15 protein-coding genes and 1 riboswitch are annotated in these 17013 nt (G+C 47.7%); all 15 genes read right to left on the reverse strand.

Translation table 11 applies throughout. The features are described 5' to 3' along the window. Positions 1-3: 3 nt before the first annotated feature. Positions 4-822 carry a F0F1 ATP synthase subunit A gene (gene atpB, locus DMB88_RS27200; protein WP_128103792.1) on the reverse strand — a complete coding sequence of 273 codons (819 nt, stop codon included), beginning with the start codon at positions 820-822 and terminating at the stop codon, positions 4-6. Between the two features lie 45 nt (positions 823-867). Further along, entirely contained in the window at positions 868-1245 is a 378-nt protein-coding gene (locus DMB88_RS27205) for an ATP synthase subunit I (RefSeq protein WP_128103793.1), read from the reverse strand. Between the two features lie 39 nt (positions 1246-1284). Beyond that, on the reverse strand, positions 1285-1491 hold the full coding sequence (locus tag DMB88_RS27210; protein ID WP_128103794.1) for an AtpZ/AtpI family protein: 207 nt from the start codon (positions 1489-1491) through the stop codon (positions 1285-1287). A gap of 186 nt (positions 1492-1677) precedes the next feature. Continuing rightward, the gene (gene wecB / locus DMB88_RS27215) at positions 1678-2835 is read right to left on the reverse strand and encodes a non-hydrolyzing UDP-N-acetylglucosamine 2-epimerase (RefSeq protein ID WP_128103795.1); all 1158 of its coding nucleotides are present in this window, start codon (positions 2833-2835) and stop codon (positions 1678-1680) included. Positions 2836-3073: 238 nt separating this feature from the next. After that, on the reverse strand, positions 3074-3703 hold the full coding sequence (gene upp, locus DMB88_RS27220; protein WP_017691929.1) for a uracil phosphoribosyltransferase: 630 nt from the start codon (positions 3701-3703) through the stop codon (positions 3074-3076). A 479-nt stretch (positions 3704-4182) separates the two neighbouring features. Continuing rightward, on the reverse strand, positions 4183-5430 hold the full coding sequence (gene glyA, locus DMB88_RS27225; RefSeq protein ID WP_128103796.1) for a serine hydroxymethyltransferase: 1248 nt from the start codon (positions 5428-5430) through the stop codon (positions 4183-4185). Positions 5431-5646: 216 nt separating this feature from the next. Beyond that, entirely contained in the window at positions 5647-6240 is a 594-nt protein-coding gene (locus DMB88_RS27230; RefSeq protein WP_128103797.1) for a TIGR01440 family protein, read from the reverse strand. A gap of 139 nt (positions 6241-6379) precedes the next feature. Beyond that, positions 6380-6461: riboswitch (ZMP/ZTP riboswitch) on the reverse strand. 235 nt (positions 6462-6696) lie between these two features. Beyond that, positions 6697-7269, reverse strand: coding sequence for a low molecular weight protein arginine phosphatase (locus tag DMB88_RS27235; protein WP_128103798.1), 573 nt, complete (start codon positions 7267-7269; stop codon positions 6697-6699). 381 nt (positions 7270-7650) lie between these two features. After that, the gene (locus tag DMB88_RS27240; protein ID WP_128103799.1) at positions 7651-8211 is read right to left on the reverse strand and encodes a manganese efflux pump MntP; all 561 of its coding nucleotides are present in this window, start codon (positions 8209-8211) and stop codon (positions 7651-7653) included. Positions 8212-8463: 252 nt separating this feature from the next. After that, complete coding sequence (locus tag DMB88_RS27245) at positions 8464-9927, reverse strand: L-threonylcarbamoyladenylate synthase (RefSeq protein WP_368028227.1); 1464 nt, start codon at positions 9925-9927, stop codon at positions 8464-8466. 384 nt (positions 9928-10311) lie between these two features. Further along, positions 10312-10968, reverse strand: a complete 657-nt coding sequence (spoIIR, locus tag DMB88_RS27250) for a stage II sporulation protein R (protein ID WP_128103800.1) — start codon at positions 10966-10968, stop codon at positions 10312-10314. Between the two features lie 1071 nt (positions 10969-12039). Then, on the reverse strand, positions 12040-13335 hold the full coding sequence (locus DMB88_RS27255; RefSeq protein WP_128103801.1) for an FtsW/RodA/SpoVE family cell cycle protein: 1296 nt from the start codon (positions 13333-13335) through the stop codon (positions 12040-12042). A 250-nt stretch (positions 13336-13585) separates the two neighbouring features. Beyond that, positions 13586-14809: an FtsW/RodA/SpoVE family cell cycle protein gene (locus DMB88_RS27260; RefSeq protein WP_128103802.1), complete on the reverse strand. Its 1224-nt coding sequence runs from the start codon at positions 14807-14809 to the stop codon at positions 13586-13588. Between the two features lie 91 nt (positions 14810-14900). After that, the gene (gene prmC, locus DMB88_RS27265) at positions 14901-15782 is read right to left on the reverse strand and encodes a peptide chain release factor N(5)-glutamine methyltransferase (RefSeq protein ID WP_128104628.1); all 882 of its coding nucleotides are present in this window, start codon (positions 15780-15782) and stop codon (positions 14901-14903) included. 24 nt (positions 15783-15806) lie between these two features. Further along, entirely contained in the window at positions 15807-16874 is a 1068-nt protein-coding gene (gene prfA / locus DMB88_RS27270; protein ID WP_128103803.1) for a peptide chain release factor 1, read from the reverse strand. Between the last annotated feature and the right edge of the window lie 139 nt (positions 16875-17013).

Consider the following 17013-nt stretch of genomic DNA (forward strand, 5'->3'; position numbering starts at 1 on the left):
AACTTAATGCTCTTCGTGCGTCTCAATGCTTTGTGAAATGTACACCATCATCAGGATAACAAATACAAATGCTTGGATCGCGCCGATAAAGATACTAAAGCCTTGCCACACCATTAATAGCGGAATCGCTGCAATGGCACCAAATATCTTGAATGTGGTCAGCTTCAGGATCGTTGTGATCAGCACCTCACCCGCGAAGATATTCGCGAATAGACGCATACCGTGTGTCAACAGCTTCGATGCCGTCTCGATCAAGTTGATCGGTAAGAACAAGGCAAATGGCTGAAGGTAATGCTTGAGATATCCTCTTGTGTTCCGGAATAATCCGAGACCATGAGATACGAGGAACGCTACAAGAGCTAGTCCCATCGTTACAGACAAGTCGGCTGTTGGTGATTTCCACCAAGCCAGTTCGACGTGTGGATGAGCCTCAGGATCCTTGGCATGCGCTTCTTCAAACGCCTCCACCGCGGTTACAATCGGCTTACCAAACACCTGCGCGTGTTCTGCACTGTCCACTGCGGTTACTGCTTGGAACGGAAGTCCGAGCATGTTCCCTACAAAAATGAACATAATCATGGAAAGAGCGAGAGAGATAAAATGTTTACCTTTCTTCATATCCATTGTACTGGAAATCAGATTGCGGACGAATTCTACTGCCCACTCCATAAAATTTTGCAGCTTGCCGGGGTTTTCAACGGATAATCTTCGTGTGGCTAGTACAGCGAAAATAAAAACAAGGGCACCTGTAACTACCAGCATCAGCACAACAGATAAATCCAGTCGAAATCCGCCAAGCATAATAATTGGAGCTTCATGCATATTTTTCTCACCCCTTTCTCGACTTGAAAGCTGCAGCACCTAACATCATTCTGCTCTGCGGGAATAGACAATCCCTATAATCAGTAAGGAAAATTGTGCAATAACCAGACCGCCTGCAACCGCATATGTATTGAAGTATTGCGGAAAGCGCATCGATATGAATATACCGAGCACAGCGAGCGCCGCTCTTGTCAAAAATCCTAGGTTCACACGCTTCAAGTTACCTTCTGCCGCATCATCAGACATTTTCCTTACTTTGTAGCCTAGGTAAAATGCATTGATCCAGCTAATTACCGTCCCCAGAGCCAATCCCAAAGCAATTGTCTCCACACGTGGCATGAAGGCCGCTGCGAGAAAACAAATCATAAGAAAGTACATGATGAAAACAGTCATCATTCTGCGGTATCTGGTTAGTTCACTCATCACTTTCCCCCATGAATTTTTTCGCGATAAAGTAGATGCTTACCCGCCTGCTGCCAGAAAAAAGAGAACGCTTACGGCGATCCATATTCCGTTACCTCCAATGGTCTTGTCCAACCAGGAGCCAGCGTAATATCCGACTACAGCGAGTATGGCAATCTCGATCCCAAAAGCTGTCACGAGTCCCATTGCTTTCCACACATTATCGTCATGGTTACGGGATGAATTTGGTTTGTTCGAATCGGCCATTTTCCACGCCACCCTTGCAATCCCAGTTAATTTTACTGAATGATGAGAGCCTTTGTCAATTGAATGATTTTAGCGTTTTAAAGGGTAAAACGACAGGTAAACAGACTCTCAGAGCCCATAAACCCGCGTAAACCGTACAGTTTAACTGTATACTATGCCCTTTATAAATCCGCTAGAAAATTTGAATTATTTTTTGAACTTTCTGTGAAATGGTTCCGGACGTTCGCTATTTACTCCAAAATGGTGCAAAATCGCATTGACAATTCTTTCCGAAGCATGTCCATCGCCGTATGGATTCGCAGCTTGACTCATGCTTGCATACAACGCTTCGTCTGTAAGCAGCGCTTTTGTCCGTTCATATACACGTTCTTCATCTGTACCTACAAGCTCAAGCGTTCCAGCCTCGATTCCTTCTGGGCGCTCTGTCGTATCACGCAGGACAAGAACAGGCACACCGAACGAAGGTGCTTCTTCCTGCAAACCGCCTGAATCAGTCAAAATCAAGTGTGTATGCGGGTAAAAATTATGCAAATCCACTACGTCTAGTGGATCAATTAGTTGAATCCGTGGGTGATTCCCCAAAATCGCGTGAGCCGGCTCCTTCACAGCAGGACTTGGATGTACCGGGTACACGATGGCGATATCTTCAAACTCATCAGCAATTCGTTTGACGGCCTGGAAAATGTTGCGGTGAGGCTCGCCTTGAGATTCACGGCGATGAGCTGTCAACAGCACAAGGCGTTTGCCTTCTGCCCAATCAAGTACCGGATGTCTATAGCCCTCCTGTACTGTATATTGAAACACATCTGTAACCGTGTTGCCTGTGACGTACGTACTAGACTCTGGTTTATTTTCTTTGGCAAGATTATCAAAGGACCTATCTGTTGGCGCAAAGTGTAAATCAGCCAGTACGCCCGTCAATTGACGGTTCATCTCTTCCGGATATGGAGATAGCTTGTTCCACGTCCGTAGTCCCGCCTCGACATGCCCTACCTGAATCTGCTGCAAGAACGCTGCATAGCTGGCTACAAATGTAGTCAGTGTATCTCCGTGAACGAGCACAATGTCTGGTTTCGCTTCACGCAGTACAGGCTCCAGCCCTCCAAGGACACGAATCGTGATTTCATTCAGTGTCTGACGATCCTTCATCACATCCAGATCATAATCCGGATGGATGTCGAATACCTCAAGTACCTGATCCAACATCTGACGATGTTGCGCAGTTACGCAAACAATAGATTCGATAGACTCGGGATGTTTCTGCAACTCCAAAATAAGCGGAGCCATCTTGATTGCTTCTGGACGTACCCCGAAGATCGTCATCACTTTAATTTTGTTAGACATTCGAGCAAAGCCCCTTTTCTATAAGTTCCGAACCTCTATTACCAGCGTGTTCAAAAAGGGTGGTTTTCAGTACCGAGAAGATGGGATGAAGATAGAAATGGAGTAGCGGAGCGTAGACAAATCTACGTGAGCAACGGACATTTCGGCTGAATCCCATATTCGATGCTGAGATGCCGTTAGGCATCCTTCGTAATCAAAAGCAAACTTTTTGAACAACCTCTACAAGCATGTCATATGCTTATTTGGTGCCGTATAGACGGTCTCCTGCATCTCCAAGGCCTGGAACGATATAACCATGATCATCCAGACGATCATCCAGAGCAGCTACATAAATGTCCACATCAGGGTGAGCATCCTGCACAGCTTTTACACCTTCTGGAGCGGCTACAAGGTTCATCATTTTGATCTGTGTGCATCCGCGTTTTTTGAGCACGTCAATTGCCGCGATTGCCGAACCACCCGTTGCTAGCATCGGATCAATCACGATCAATTGGCGCTCTGTTACGTCCGTAGGAAGCTTGGTGTAGTATTCAACAGGTTGAAGTGTTTCCGGGTCACGGAACAGACCAACATGTCCTACTTTTGCCGCTGGCAACAATTTAACAACGCCGTCCAGCATTCCGAGTCCTGCACGCAGAATTGGCACCAGTCCGAGCATACGTCCAGAAATAACTTTACCTTGTGTCGCGGCTACAGGAGTCTGTACATCAATCGTCTCCAGCTCAACATCTCTTGTAATTTCATAAGCCATCAACGTTGCTACTTCATCCACTAATTCACGAAAATCTTTCGTATTCGTACGCATGTCGCGTATAAACGTCAGTTTGTGTTGGATCAAAGGGTGATCACATATTACTAATTTTCCCATCTAATTTGTCCCTCCGGTAAGTTCATCATGTTACAGCATTTCCATAAATGCCTAATCATCATTCATAGGCTCGATAAATCCTGTATATTATATCATCACCAACACCGAATTACACCATTAAAGGGCACCTAATCATTACAGAATACCGAATACTACAAAAACAGGACCGGAAACATGATGTCTTCCGGTCCTTTTGACTCTTGCTGTTATGTCGTTGAGAAGATAAAAATGATTGATACATTAGCACTCCGCTAACAGAATGATCCTTCGATCGCTGTTATCCCGGGATTTTTTTGATTCTTCTCAACATAATAAGGGGAAAATCCCGTGATAAAGAATATGCTTCCGAAGCAGCTTTCTTTCAGAAAGCTTTTAGGCGAGCGCTACGCTTCTCCGGCTTCATTTCATTTTGTTTGCTCCGTCTGTATGTTTACATTAAATCAGGAACACTCAAATACAAACAGCGCGAGCAACGTTTTTTAGTATTTAAGGTCAGTGTAGAGCGGGAATTGATCTGTCAGTGCCGTTACTTCTGCACGAGCTTGATCAAGTGTTGCCGCATCTTTAGGGTTTTTGAGCGTTTTTGCAATGATCTTACCGATGGAAACCATAGCCTCTTCGTTCATGCCACGGGAAGTAGCCGCAGGTGTACCAATACGGATACCGCTAGTGATGAACGGACTTGTTGGGTCAAATGGAATTGCATTTTTGTTAACAGTGATTCCGATGGAATCAAGTACGTGCTCAGCTTCTTTACCTGTGATGTTCACACTGCGTGTATCGATCAGCATCAAGTGGTTATCTGTACCGCCAGATACGATGTTCAAGCCTTCGGAGATCAACGTCTCAGCCAGAACCTGTGCGTTTTTCACTACATTTTGCGCGTACTCTTTAAATGATGGTTGCAATGCTTCACCCAATGCTACCGCTTTGGAAGCAATAACGTGCATCAATGGTCCACCTTGGGAACCAGGGAATACCGCTTTATCAATTGCAGCAGCCCAAGCTTTGGTACAGAGAATCATACCACCGCGTGGTCCACGCAATGTTTTGTGTGTTGTTGTTGTTACGAAATGTGCATGTGGAACCGGGCTTGGATGCAGACCAGCAGCAACCAATCCAGCGATGTGTGCCATGTCTACCATGAACAATGCGCCTACATCATTTGCAATCGCAGCTAGCTTTTCAAAATCAATCGTACGTGGGTATGCACTCGCACCTGCTACGATGAGACGAGGGCGGTGCTTGAACGCTGCTTTGCGAACTTCATCATAATCGATCAAGAATGTATCTTCTTGTACGCCATATGCTACGAAGTTGTAGAGCAAACCAGATGCATTCACTGGGCTACCATGCGTAAGGTGACCACCGTGTGCAAGATTCATACCTAGTACTGTATCACCAGGCTTAAGCGCTGCAAGGTAAACGGCCATGTTCGCTTGTGCACCAGAGTGTGGTTGAACGTTAACATGCTCTGCTCCAAACAATTCTTTAGCGCGATCACGTGCGATATCTTCCACGATATCTACGTGCTCACAACCGCCGTAGTAACGTTTGCCTGGATATCCTTCAGCATATTTGTTCGTCAGAACGGAACCAAGTGCTTCAATAACCGCTTCGCTTACAATGTTCTCAGATGCAATCAACTCAATGTTGTTTTGCTGACGTTTCAACTCCAGATTCATCGCTTCCAATACTGCCGGGTCATTCTTACGCAATTGTTCCATGATTAAATTCCTCCTAATATAAGTGAAGTTATAAAGTGAAACATAAGATTACACTCCAGACTTCGATTGCATCACCATCTTTCGATCGCTGTTATCCCCAGATTTCTTTGAATCCCTTTTACAAAGGGGAAATCCGGTGATAAACGCGAACGCTCTGCTTCTCCAGATTGGCGTTGCACTCTCCGTTTACGTGTAAACATAATTTCACTTTATACGTTAGTCACAAAATGTCGAATCAGGCTGTTCTTCCATACGATACACTGCACGTTCCCCACCAATCAACTTCGGACGCGTTAACGCTGTCGTCACGCGGGCATCTCCGATGTACCGAAGCGATGTACGGAAAGGAACTGCTACATGCCGCAAATGCATGCCAATCATCGTCTCTCCGATATCCAATCCTGCGTGTGCCTGCACATGTTCCGCCAGACATGCATCGGTAAGTGATCGATAAGCTGCAGATGCCATTGAACCACCCGCTGTAGGCACAGGTACTGCACCCACCTCGGTCAATCCCAGACGTAATAACACAGAACGTTCCATCACCAGCGCACGATTCAAATGCTCACAGCATTGAAAGACGGGTTCAAAACCGAATTCCTGCTGCACCTCACGAATACCCGCAAGAAGCTGCTGTGCCACTTCAATCGCACCACTCGTACCAATGCGTTTACCTGCCACCTCACTCGTGCTCGTACCAATGACAACGATCTGTCCTGGACCTAGCTTCCCTGCAATGGCCAGTTCACGCAAAATGGATGCGGTCTGTTCCTGCAATCCGGGTTGTTCCGAATCTAACTCAATAGTCATCCTATCGCCTCCCGATATCATCATGCCCAGCTTCCGATTGGTAGCCTTTCGTATTCCAACATGGCATTTCAGGTACTATTATAGCGAATAAACAGATGAAAGACGAAAAAAAGAGCAGTCTGCGGGTATCGCAGAATTGCTCTTTTGCCCAGGCGACCGGCCGTTTGTTCCGGTGCTCCATTGTGGTTGTGCCCACTTCGTCGCCAGTTACACCGGATCCCTGTTTTCCCCTTCATCATAAAACAACCTGCGCTTAAAATCAACGGGTAATTTACATCCCATGTTCTGTTTCTATATGGCATTTCAAGTACGTGAGGCATGTCTATCAATAATATTAAGGTTCAACCTTGGATGGCTAAGCTGCGCTATGATCGTATGATCAAGCTGATCACCGATCTCAGCTTCCCAGGTTTACATTATTGATACGTTGTTTACATTACCCCTGTGCACTCTGCTTTATTCCAATTTATCCAGAAGTCGATCAAGCGCGGTTCGAATCTCGGCAGCCGTTACGTTGTAATCATCTCGATTGCCGCCAAACGGATCGGAGATGTCGAAGCTTGGAATTCGTTGTCGAATCTCAATGACACGTTCCCGCTCGGATGCTAATATCTCTTGACCAAGTGCACGCTTCATCTCCAGTGTCGCGAATAGGCTGTCCAGTTCCTGCAGATCATTCATCACTTGCTCGTCATCTTCCACGTATTCTTTGAGTGTATAGGTTTTGTGGACGGAGTCTGGGAAAACTTGCAGCACATGCTGCTTATGACTGCGAGTAAGTGTTAGGATCAGATCAGCCCAACCAACAAGCCCTGCACTCAGCTGTGTGGAGTGTGGCGGCCCCTCTACACGATGATCTCTCAGTACCGCCTCGGCGTGACGTGAAATCGGCATTCCCTGTGTCGCAGCAACACCTGCTGAACGCACCTCTACTTGAATGCCACGCTCCGAAGCAAGCTTACGCAAAAGCCCCTCTGCCATGGGGCTGCGGCACGTATTACCTGTACATACAAACAAAATATGTTTCATTGTGGTAGCCTCCCCATTTTATATATGTTAATAAATGTATACATTATAGCTTAAGAAATCCAACCAGGATTACACAACGATTACACAACATTAGTTGCATGAAGTCCATGTTCAGAAAAAAGGGATAAAGCTAGAAATGGATGAACAGGGCGTAGGCTAAACTACGTGGACAACTATATTTTCCCCCGGAGGAAACCAGCTTCGTATGCTTCTATTTATTTCGGCTGAGAAGTTACTTAAGGCATCCACCGTAAACAAAGCGTACTGTCTGCACAATCTCTTTCATTCGATTATACTCGCACCAGAATGATATACAACCGTCCGGCTCTGAACCAGCCAAAAGTGGAGTCCAATGCGGTCATTGAAAACATCGATTACAGCTCAAAAGATAAACAACAACCCAAAGGCGAGCAGGATTGCTCCACCTACAGCTTCACCATAATCCCCAAGGTTATGACTCACTCGTCGTCCAAGCAACAGCCCCATCATGGACATCAAGCCGCCGCACACACCAAAAGCAAGCACAGTTAAGATCAGATCACTACTGAACATCCCCAGAGAAACCCCTACGGAAAACGAATCTATGCTGACACTTAGTGAAAATAAAGTCACACCCACCAGTGAGCGAGGATTCACGAGCTTCGTCTCTCCTTCACGGAACGCATTCAAAATCATATGCGCGCCTAAAAGAACAAGTAAACCACCCGCCGCATACGTGGTGATGTTGCCAAGCAATGAACTGACATACTTGCCTGTGTACATACCGATCAGTGGCATGATGATATGGAACAGGGCGGTGATTGTACTGATTCGCAGTACATCCCGTAAACGAATGCCTTTCATGCCCATCCCGATTCCTAGCGAGAAGGCGTCGAAACCCAGAGCCACAGCCATAATCAAAATGGTTACTAACTGCCCTACATGGGCAGATATATCCCACATTCCCATACCCCCATCACGTAAAGGTTCTTGTACACGATATGCGGACAAGGACCTAAACATGACCAGAGTATATGTTTGAACAATCGGATCACAGACAATTTAAGTGCTGCGAAATATCTTGGTTCGTCCAGGCACCCTGGTTTACCCGATTATATGGCGAGTTCTACTCGCCTGGATATAAGGGGAACAAGGGCGACTGGACATGTATATGTTACAGGTTGACCGACTTGGATGAGTCGGTGACTGTTGCGGCTAACCGACCTGGATGAGTCGGTGACCCGCCGCTTTGAGCAGCCGATTCATGACGGCTGCTCCTAGGCCTTCGCGCGAGCAGGCTTCAGCCACAATATATGTGGCGCCTTGCTCATCGCAGCTCCGCAGCGCGGCGTATAGCCGGCGCGCTGCTTCCTCCAGCTCGCTGGCATCGCCCAGCGAGAATACGGCATCGGCGCGGTATTGCTCCGCGTGCTCGGCGAACGCCAGCACCGCGGTGCGCTCTCCGCGCTGCGCCGCCTCTGCGAGGGCGGCGCTAACCCAGGCCGCCACCGCTGCGGGCGGCCCTTCCACCACGCACAGCGCACCTTCGGGCGCATAGTGCGTGTACTTCATGCCCGGCGAGCGCGGCGCCGGGCTGGCTTCGCCTGCGGACCCTTCGGCGAGGATCGCCGGGTCCGTGGCGACACGGGCGGCCACAGCGGACAATTGTTCCGCTGTGATGCCGCCAGGGCGCAGGATGGTGACGGTACCGTCGTCACCGACCTGCACGACCGTGGACTCGACGCCCACCCCGGTGGGGCCGCCGTCCACGATGCCGCCGATGCGGCCAGCCAAGTCCTCGCGCACATGTGCTGCGAGGGTTGGGCTTGGTCGCCCGGAGCGGTTAGCGCTCGGCGCAGCCACAGGGCATGCCGCCGCGGCAATCAACTGCAACGCCACAGGGTGATCCGGCATACGCACGGCCACCGTGTCTAGCCCGGCGGTGACCCGTGGAGACACCGCCCCAGGTCTAACCGGCAACACTAGCGTCAGCGGGCCCGGCCAGAAGGCCGCCATCAGCGCTTCCGCGGTGGCATTCACTTCCGTGACTAGTGCATCCAACTGGTCACGGTGGGCGATATGCACGATCAGCGGATTATCCGATGGGCGACCTTTAGCCGCAAACACAGCTTCCACCGCTGCTGTGCTTCGGGCATCTGCCCCTAAACCATAGACCGTCTCGGTCGGAAAGGCCACGGTTTGTCCTTGACGAATGCAGGCTGCGGCAGCCTGCAAGTCTGCGAGCGCCTGTTCATAGGCGCTCTCCCTTTTTACATCAGACTCATCATTCGGTGTGGTCACCTGCACAGAAACTTGTCCAGCGGATAAATTGTCCTCTTGTTCCTGTTGTTCATGCTCCACTTGATTCCCACCATCGTTGGCATTATTCATATCCGTTCCAGCGGTATGAAGCAGCACATTAACATCCCACATAAGGGTAACCATCTCCTGCGCCAATCCCTGCCCCTGTTCACCCAAACCCGGTTCGCCCTCCATACTTTGAAGGGATGACTGCTGGTCGAGTCGATGTGTATCCATGTTACCTTGAACCTTTGACGTCAAAAGCAACTCTTGGCTCCCCAATTGTCCATCACGCCCCATTTGCTCGCGATCTAAAGGTGTGTGTTCATGTTCATTCTGCTGCAATTTATTCTGTTTGGCCTCTTGTTCATTTCTCATATATCCATCATTCCTAAGCTTCAATAAGGTAGTAAACATTGGGTGTATCCTATATCTAACCTAAAGCATCTTTCGCTGTCTTCTCGCTCCCTGCTGTGTCACTTTCTCTTGACTCAACCTGGTACGTAAGCGAAAAACTTCCTGGTTTTGAACGAAAATTCAACCAAACCTGCTTCTTTCGAAGTTGTAAAACATGCGTAAACGTCTGATGAATGACTACCCGCATTGATTATGGTTTTGAATTCCTATAATTATAACATATCTCTTCGTTTCAAAGATGAAACTACGCACTCTCACCATTCACAACAAAGCTCACTACAACAAAGAGCAACCTCATCAATCTTGAAGTCGCCCTTACATCACATCAACCTATTCACGATCCGATTAAGCAAACAATCCCGTCACCCAACCACAAAACTTTACAACCATATCCCAGAGGAAGAAACGTGTTTCCGGTGTTCCGACTTGTACGGATGCTTCCACATCTCCTGGCGAAGCGGCGGCTGCAGCTGTATTCGTCTTCGTCACTGCGTCTCCTGTACCTGCATCAATGAAGCATAATGGAGGAAACAATACACACCACCAGTTTTGACCTTCACCTTTACCAAGTGTTATACGAACTGCTTCGTAATCTCCAGCCGGATATACAGTACCACCATATAGTTTGGTCGGAAAAGGAACCACCCCCAGCTCCACCTGGTAATCATAATCCAGACCACGACTGGCAAGCTCTTCTCCAACTTTCTCTTCAATCTCAGACAAATGCTGACGAATCACTCCACGGGCTTCCTCCAGATCTTGAGGATTGGCAAGCTCCGTCACCCATTGATCCATCTGAGCAACAACAGCATCACGAATCTCACGTTTCACCAACTGATCTCCTGCCGAATCCGAGTTGGCTAGAATACGGAGCCGAATGGATTGCTCTGGAATTGCCGCAGCTGCTACAGCCGCATCCGTTTTCTGGCCTTCCCACATCATAATAATCATCATAAGACATACCACAATTAGTCCAATTTGTTTCACGATTCGTCTACTCATGCCGTTCTCCCCCTTGGCTCTCATGATCATGATTTTATAAGTGCTTACGCTATGAACTCACTATAAATCTCTCATGTCTATCAGTATGCCCAGAGGAAGTAGGGTTAAACCTATTAAACTCCATAACTCTCAATTTTTTATCCAACATATGCTAGGATGTGTCTCTAAACAAATAAATCATGTCGTGTGTGTTGAAAGAAACGTATGAAATACAACGAATGAGGCAACGAGTAGGAATGCACAGATGGTAAAAAATAAATGATGATCGTGGAGCAGGTCTAGAGCAGGTGAAGGTTACGTTTGAAACGGAGCAGTTAAAGGGTGAAACTCTCTCCATACAACGTCGGCGTTAACGAATCTGAGAGACCTTATTTGGTCGTATCACGGCAAATGGAACTGGTAACGAATCTGAGAAACGTTATATTACAAAATAACACGGAATGAGTCTAAAACTCGCGCCCCAATGGAGTATTAGCGTGTCAACGATTCGTTAGCATTTCCTGAGTGCCATTTTCCCGCCAATAAGGCCAACTGAGTTCGTTAGAGATAACACATGATCAACTGTCGTAACTTCAAATCTCACGCTCACTTAGGGGGCATCGTCCACTGCCGACATCTTTTCGCGCCTGCTGTGTCACTTCTCATGACGGCCCAGCATACCTGCGGAAAACGTCCTTGCTTGAAACGAAAATTTCAAGTTCTGCCTTCCTTCAAAGAGTTCTCAGACACACCTTAGAGCAAAAAGAGCCGCTCCCACCTCTAATGGTGATAACCGACTCTACCGTTTAATGCCGCTATAACGAAGGGGAACACATCCTCAACATGCGGAGAACATTCACACGCTCATACTTCCCTTTCCTTTCTCCCCTACCCATCGACCTTTATATCCACTCTTTCTTCTCTTTGCACCTTTATGTCCACACCACCTGCGTATAACATACTTATGTTTATGTTTGTGTCTTTGTTAGTTCCTTTGTTAGTTCCTTCTCCTTTGTTTGTGCCTTTGTTTATGTCTTAGTCTCTGCTCTTGTTTAACTCTATATCGGTACTTCCGTTTAGTCCATGCTCCAATTACATCCCTGCTTGATCCTTTCCCTTTCCCGCCTCTCCCTTTATCTGTTCAAGTTCCTGTTCCTTCTTCTTGCTCTTGTTCAGCATATCCAGCCCCGCCACCCAACTCCGCACTCTTGCTGGCAAACTCGGTGGCTGCTCCTCCGACACGATGACATCTTCATCCTCGGGGCCATACAGTTTGATGCTCATAGCAATCGCGATGCAGGCCATATTGATAAGTAGTGACGTTCCTCCGTAGCTAATAAACGGCAAAGTAATACCCGTAAGCGGCATCAACCCCAGAAAAGCACCAATGTTCTCAAACACCTGATATAGCAGCATCCCTATAATCCCGACAATAATTACTGGCCCCGCTCGATCTTTACATTCCAGTGAAATAAGCACCATCCGATGGATCAAGACAAAATAAAGCAATAGCAGCACTGCACCGCCCACAAAGCCAAACTCTTCAGCAATCACGACGAAAATAGAATCTGAATATGTATAAGGCACTCGCCCGCTTTGCACCGATGTACCTTGTAAGTACCCTTTGCCAATAATGCCGCCTGATCCTATAGCTAGACCCGCATTTTTGGTATGCCAGGTTGCTTTGGCAGTCGCTTTCTCCGGTACAAGCCAAGGATCGATCCGTTCTGCCCAATGCTCTCGATCTACCTTCTCTAGAAAAGTGAAAATTTCTTCATGATACGTGACATATGATTTAACGAAGCCAAAAAAAGCCACACCAATAATGGTAATACCAATCAAGGCATGTTTCAGCTTAATATTACCGATCCAGAGCACTGCTGCCAAAATAACAACATACCCCAAGGCATTCCCCAAGTCATTCTGTATCATAACAAGTGCAAAGGGAATAAAGGTCCAGCACCCAATCGGCACGATGTCTCTCCAAAAACCGAGTTCTCTTCCTTTTCGCTTCATTATCAAATGGGCGAGAAATAGAATTAAGATCATTTTAAACAGTTCCGCAGGTTGAAATGAGAAAGTATCCCCTAGCTTTAGCCAGCCATTGGCATTGTTGACCGAGCCACCTACGAAATTGGCGAGGAGAAGCAAAATATTTCCGATGACATACAAATAAAAAGCATATTTCACAATGAGCTTATAATTGATAAGCCCCATTCCAATCACGACAATGAATCCGGCGATATAAAATTGTAAGGTTTTGATATGATGGTTGCTCAATGTAGAATCGGTCTGCGTCCCGCTATATACGGCAGCTATGCTTATTCCCATAAGCAACAGCAGTACAAACAGTATGATCCCATCCATCTTCTTCAACATTCTCAGCATGTACTCACTCTTCCCCCTAAGATGGTCTTGCCAATCTCTCCTCCCTTTATTGTATATAATTGGAATGAAAAATGGAAATCCTTACACTTATGGATAAGTTGGAGGCTCCCCTTCTTAGACAACTGATACAACCGATACCACAAAACCAATGCCGCAACAAAAAAAACCTGAAAACCGTAGATCCATGTTGCTCGAATCTATGGCTTTCAGGTTATATATCTTACACATTTTACACACCTTAAAACAAAAATCAGGATTGTTCTTGCTGTGACGGTTTGCGTTTAAACACTTTCATAATCAGTTCCGTAATGCTAAGTTGTTCTGACGAACCCAGAATATCCTCGTTCTCCTCCGTGTGCACCTTGATACTCATGACAACCCCCATACTCAGCATATTGAGCACAAGAGAGGTACCCCCGAAACTGATAAACGGCAGCGTAATTCCCGTCAGTGGCATCAGACCAATAAACGGACCAATGTTAACAAAAATCTGATAGAGTAACATCGATATGATACCCACAATCAGATACGGTCCGGCACGATCCTTACACTCCAATGCGATCAATACCAGCCGATGAATCAGAATGAAGTAGAGCAGTAACAGCACCGAAGCGCCTACAAAACCGAACTCTTCCCCGATCTGAACAAAAATGGAGTCGGCATACGCCAACGGTACCCGGTTGGACTGGATGGTTGTACCTTCCAAATATCCTTTACCACTAATACCCCCAGAACCAATGGCAAGCTTAGCGTTATATGTCTGCCATAGGACGTCACGGGAGGTCTGATCTGGTACAAGCCAAGGATCGAAACGATCTGCCCAGTGGGCACGCCCGATGTCCTGAAGGAACTTGGTGATCTGATCGTGATAGTGAACGTATGCTTGCGTTCCCGCAACAAAAGCAGCAACTGCGATGATAAAACCAATCAGGGCGTGGCTGAATTTCACATTACCAATCCACAGTAAACCAACAAGAATCACGACGTAACTGAGCGCATTCCCCAAGTCGTTTTGCAATAAAACGAGTAACAATGGCGGCAAAACACACAGAGCAATCGGGATGACATCTCGTCCAAATAACAGAGGTCTGTTCTTCTTTCGAGACAGCAATGCAGACAAAAAGACAATCAAACACAACTTAAACAGCTCTGCCGGCTGCAAACTTAGACCGAATATGGACAACCAGCCCTGTGCGCCGTAATAGGTCACACCAAAAAAGTTAACGATAACGAGCAGCAGTAGACCGCCACCGTAAATGTATAAATAGTTTTTGATAATCACTTTGTAGTTGATCATGGACATTCCGAAGAACACGATGAAACCTATAATATAGAATATCCCAGCCCGCTGGGGATAGGATTCCCACCTCGGACGACCAAACGTGGTGCTATAAATGGATAAAATACTGATAACCATCAAGATAACTAATATAAATACGATGTTGTAGTCAATTTTTTTGAATTTATGCAGCATGTAATTATGTTCCTCCAAGCATTCAGCAATCTTCGGTATATCTCATTGTAGAGGATTTCACGGCAAAAAGAAAACCTCCGCAATCTTACATTTATGTCACCTGTTCCGAAGTGCGAACACCTAGTACATGCCGCTCGATCCCAGCAAGGTCTGGTACGATGATAATCTCCGGCCAATGTCCGGCGGATTCCAGCAAGGCAGCAATGTCACGAGCCTGGCCTTGCCCCAGTTCAAAACCAACAATCTGCGGCGGCGCTGGCAACAGCGTAAGCTGCTCCAGCATCACCCGGTACGGCGCAAGCCCATCCGGGCCGCCGTCCAGTGCAGTGCGCGGCTCATGATCGCGCACCTCTGGCTGCAACCCGGCGATATCTGCCGCCGGGATGTATGGCGGGTTGGACACCAGGATGTCCACCCGTGCCCCAGCGAACGGAGCGAGCAGATCACCTTCACGGAAGTCGATCTGTACGCCGTTCGCAGCCGCGTTCCGCGCGGCTATTTGCAGGGCGGCCGCCGAGATATCCCCGGCGCCCACCTGCCACTGCGGGCGAAGCGAAGCCATCGTCACCGCGATGGCACCGCTGCCCGTGCCAATGTCGACGGCGTGCACTGCATCGCCGCTCGCAAACACGCGGTCCGCTTCGCGCAGCACAGCCTCGACCAGCAGCTCGGTCTCCGGCCGCGGGATTAGCACGGCCGGCGTGACCTCGAACGGCAGCCCGTAGAATTCCTGGCTGCCGATAATGTATTGCGCCGGCTCACCCGCAGCCTTGCGCGTGACGGCGTCTTCCCAGCGGCTGCGAAGCTCGCTTGGGAAGGGCTCCGGCTGCATCATATAGTACTGGGCGCCATAGACGCCAAGTACATGTTCCAGCAGCAGCCGTGCGTTATTGTGCGGCTCGTACACGCCGCACTTCTCCAAAAAAGAGGAAGCCTCTACGAAGGCTTCCCGACAGCTCTGTGCCTGCGTCATCACAAACTGGGCGCGGGTCACAGATTATTCTCCTCTATCCATCAACTCAGTCTGCTGAGCAATGGTCAGTGCAGACAAGATATCTTCAATTTCTCCGTTCATGATCTGATCCAGCTTGTGCATCGTCAAACCAATACGGTGATCCGTTACACGGCTTTGCGGGAAGTTGTACGTACGAATCCGTTCACTACGGTCACCCGTTCCCACTTTGCTCTTCCGTTCAACCGAAATTTTCGCTTCTTCTTCCATACGTTTCATATCGAAGATCCGTGTACGCAGAACCTGCAACGCTTTTTCTTTGTTGGAGTTCTGGGACTTACCATCCTGACACGTTGCTACAATACCCGTTGGCACGTGAGTTACACGTACAGCGGATTTCGTTGTATTTACCGATTGTCCACCAGCACCACTGGAACAGAACGTATCTACACGAATGTCTTTGTCATGAATTTCAATATCAAAATCTTCCGCTTCCGGCATAACCGCAACCGTTGACGTCGACGTGTGAATACGTCCACCAGATTCTGTTGTTGGAATACGTTGCACACGGTGTGCACCGCTCTCGTATTTCATTTTGCTGTAAGCGCCGCGGCCGTTAATCATGAAGACAACCTCTTTGAATCCGCCGAGATCGTTCGTGTTCACGTCCATCAGCTCAACACGCCAGCCCTGTGCGTCTGCATAGCGTGTGTACATCCGATATAGATCCGCTGCAAACAATGCTGCTTCATCTCCACCAGCCGCTCCGCGAATCTCCACAATAACGTTTTTGTCGTCATTTGGATCTTTCGGCAGCATAAGCACACGAATCAGTTCTTCCAATTCCTTCTGGCGGGTGCTCAGCTCTTCAATTTCCATTTTGACCATTTCACGCATCTCATCATCTAGCTTCTCGCCTTGCATTTCCTTCGCAGCATCAAGATCTTCACTTACCTGTTTGTACTCATTGTACGCATCGTAAGTTGGTTGCAGATCGGATTGTTCCTTAGAGTACTCACGCAGCTTCTTGTTATCACTTGCTACATCCGGGTCACACAACAGCTCGCTGAGCTTGTCGTAACGGTCGGCCAAAGCCTGTAATTTATCCAACATTATATCGTCACCTCACGTATTATTTTCATTCGTTTCTTGCATACCGGTATTCGTACTATTTATAATTCTCAGTCGCACAGGATTTCCGTGAAATCCCCTGACCTTAGCATGGATTAAATATTCATATATGATCGACGAT

The sequence above is a fragment of the Paenibacillus sp. DCT19 genome (assembly GCF_003268635.1).
In the GTDB taxonomy this organism is placed as follows: domain Bacteria; phylum Bacillota; class Bacilli; order Paenibacillales; family Paenibacillaceae; genus Paenibacillus.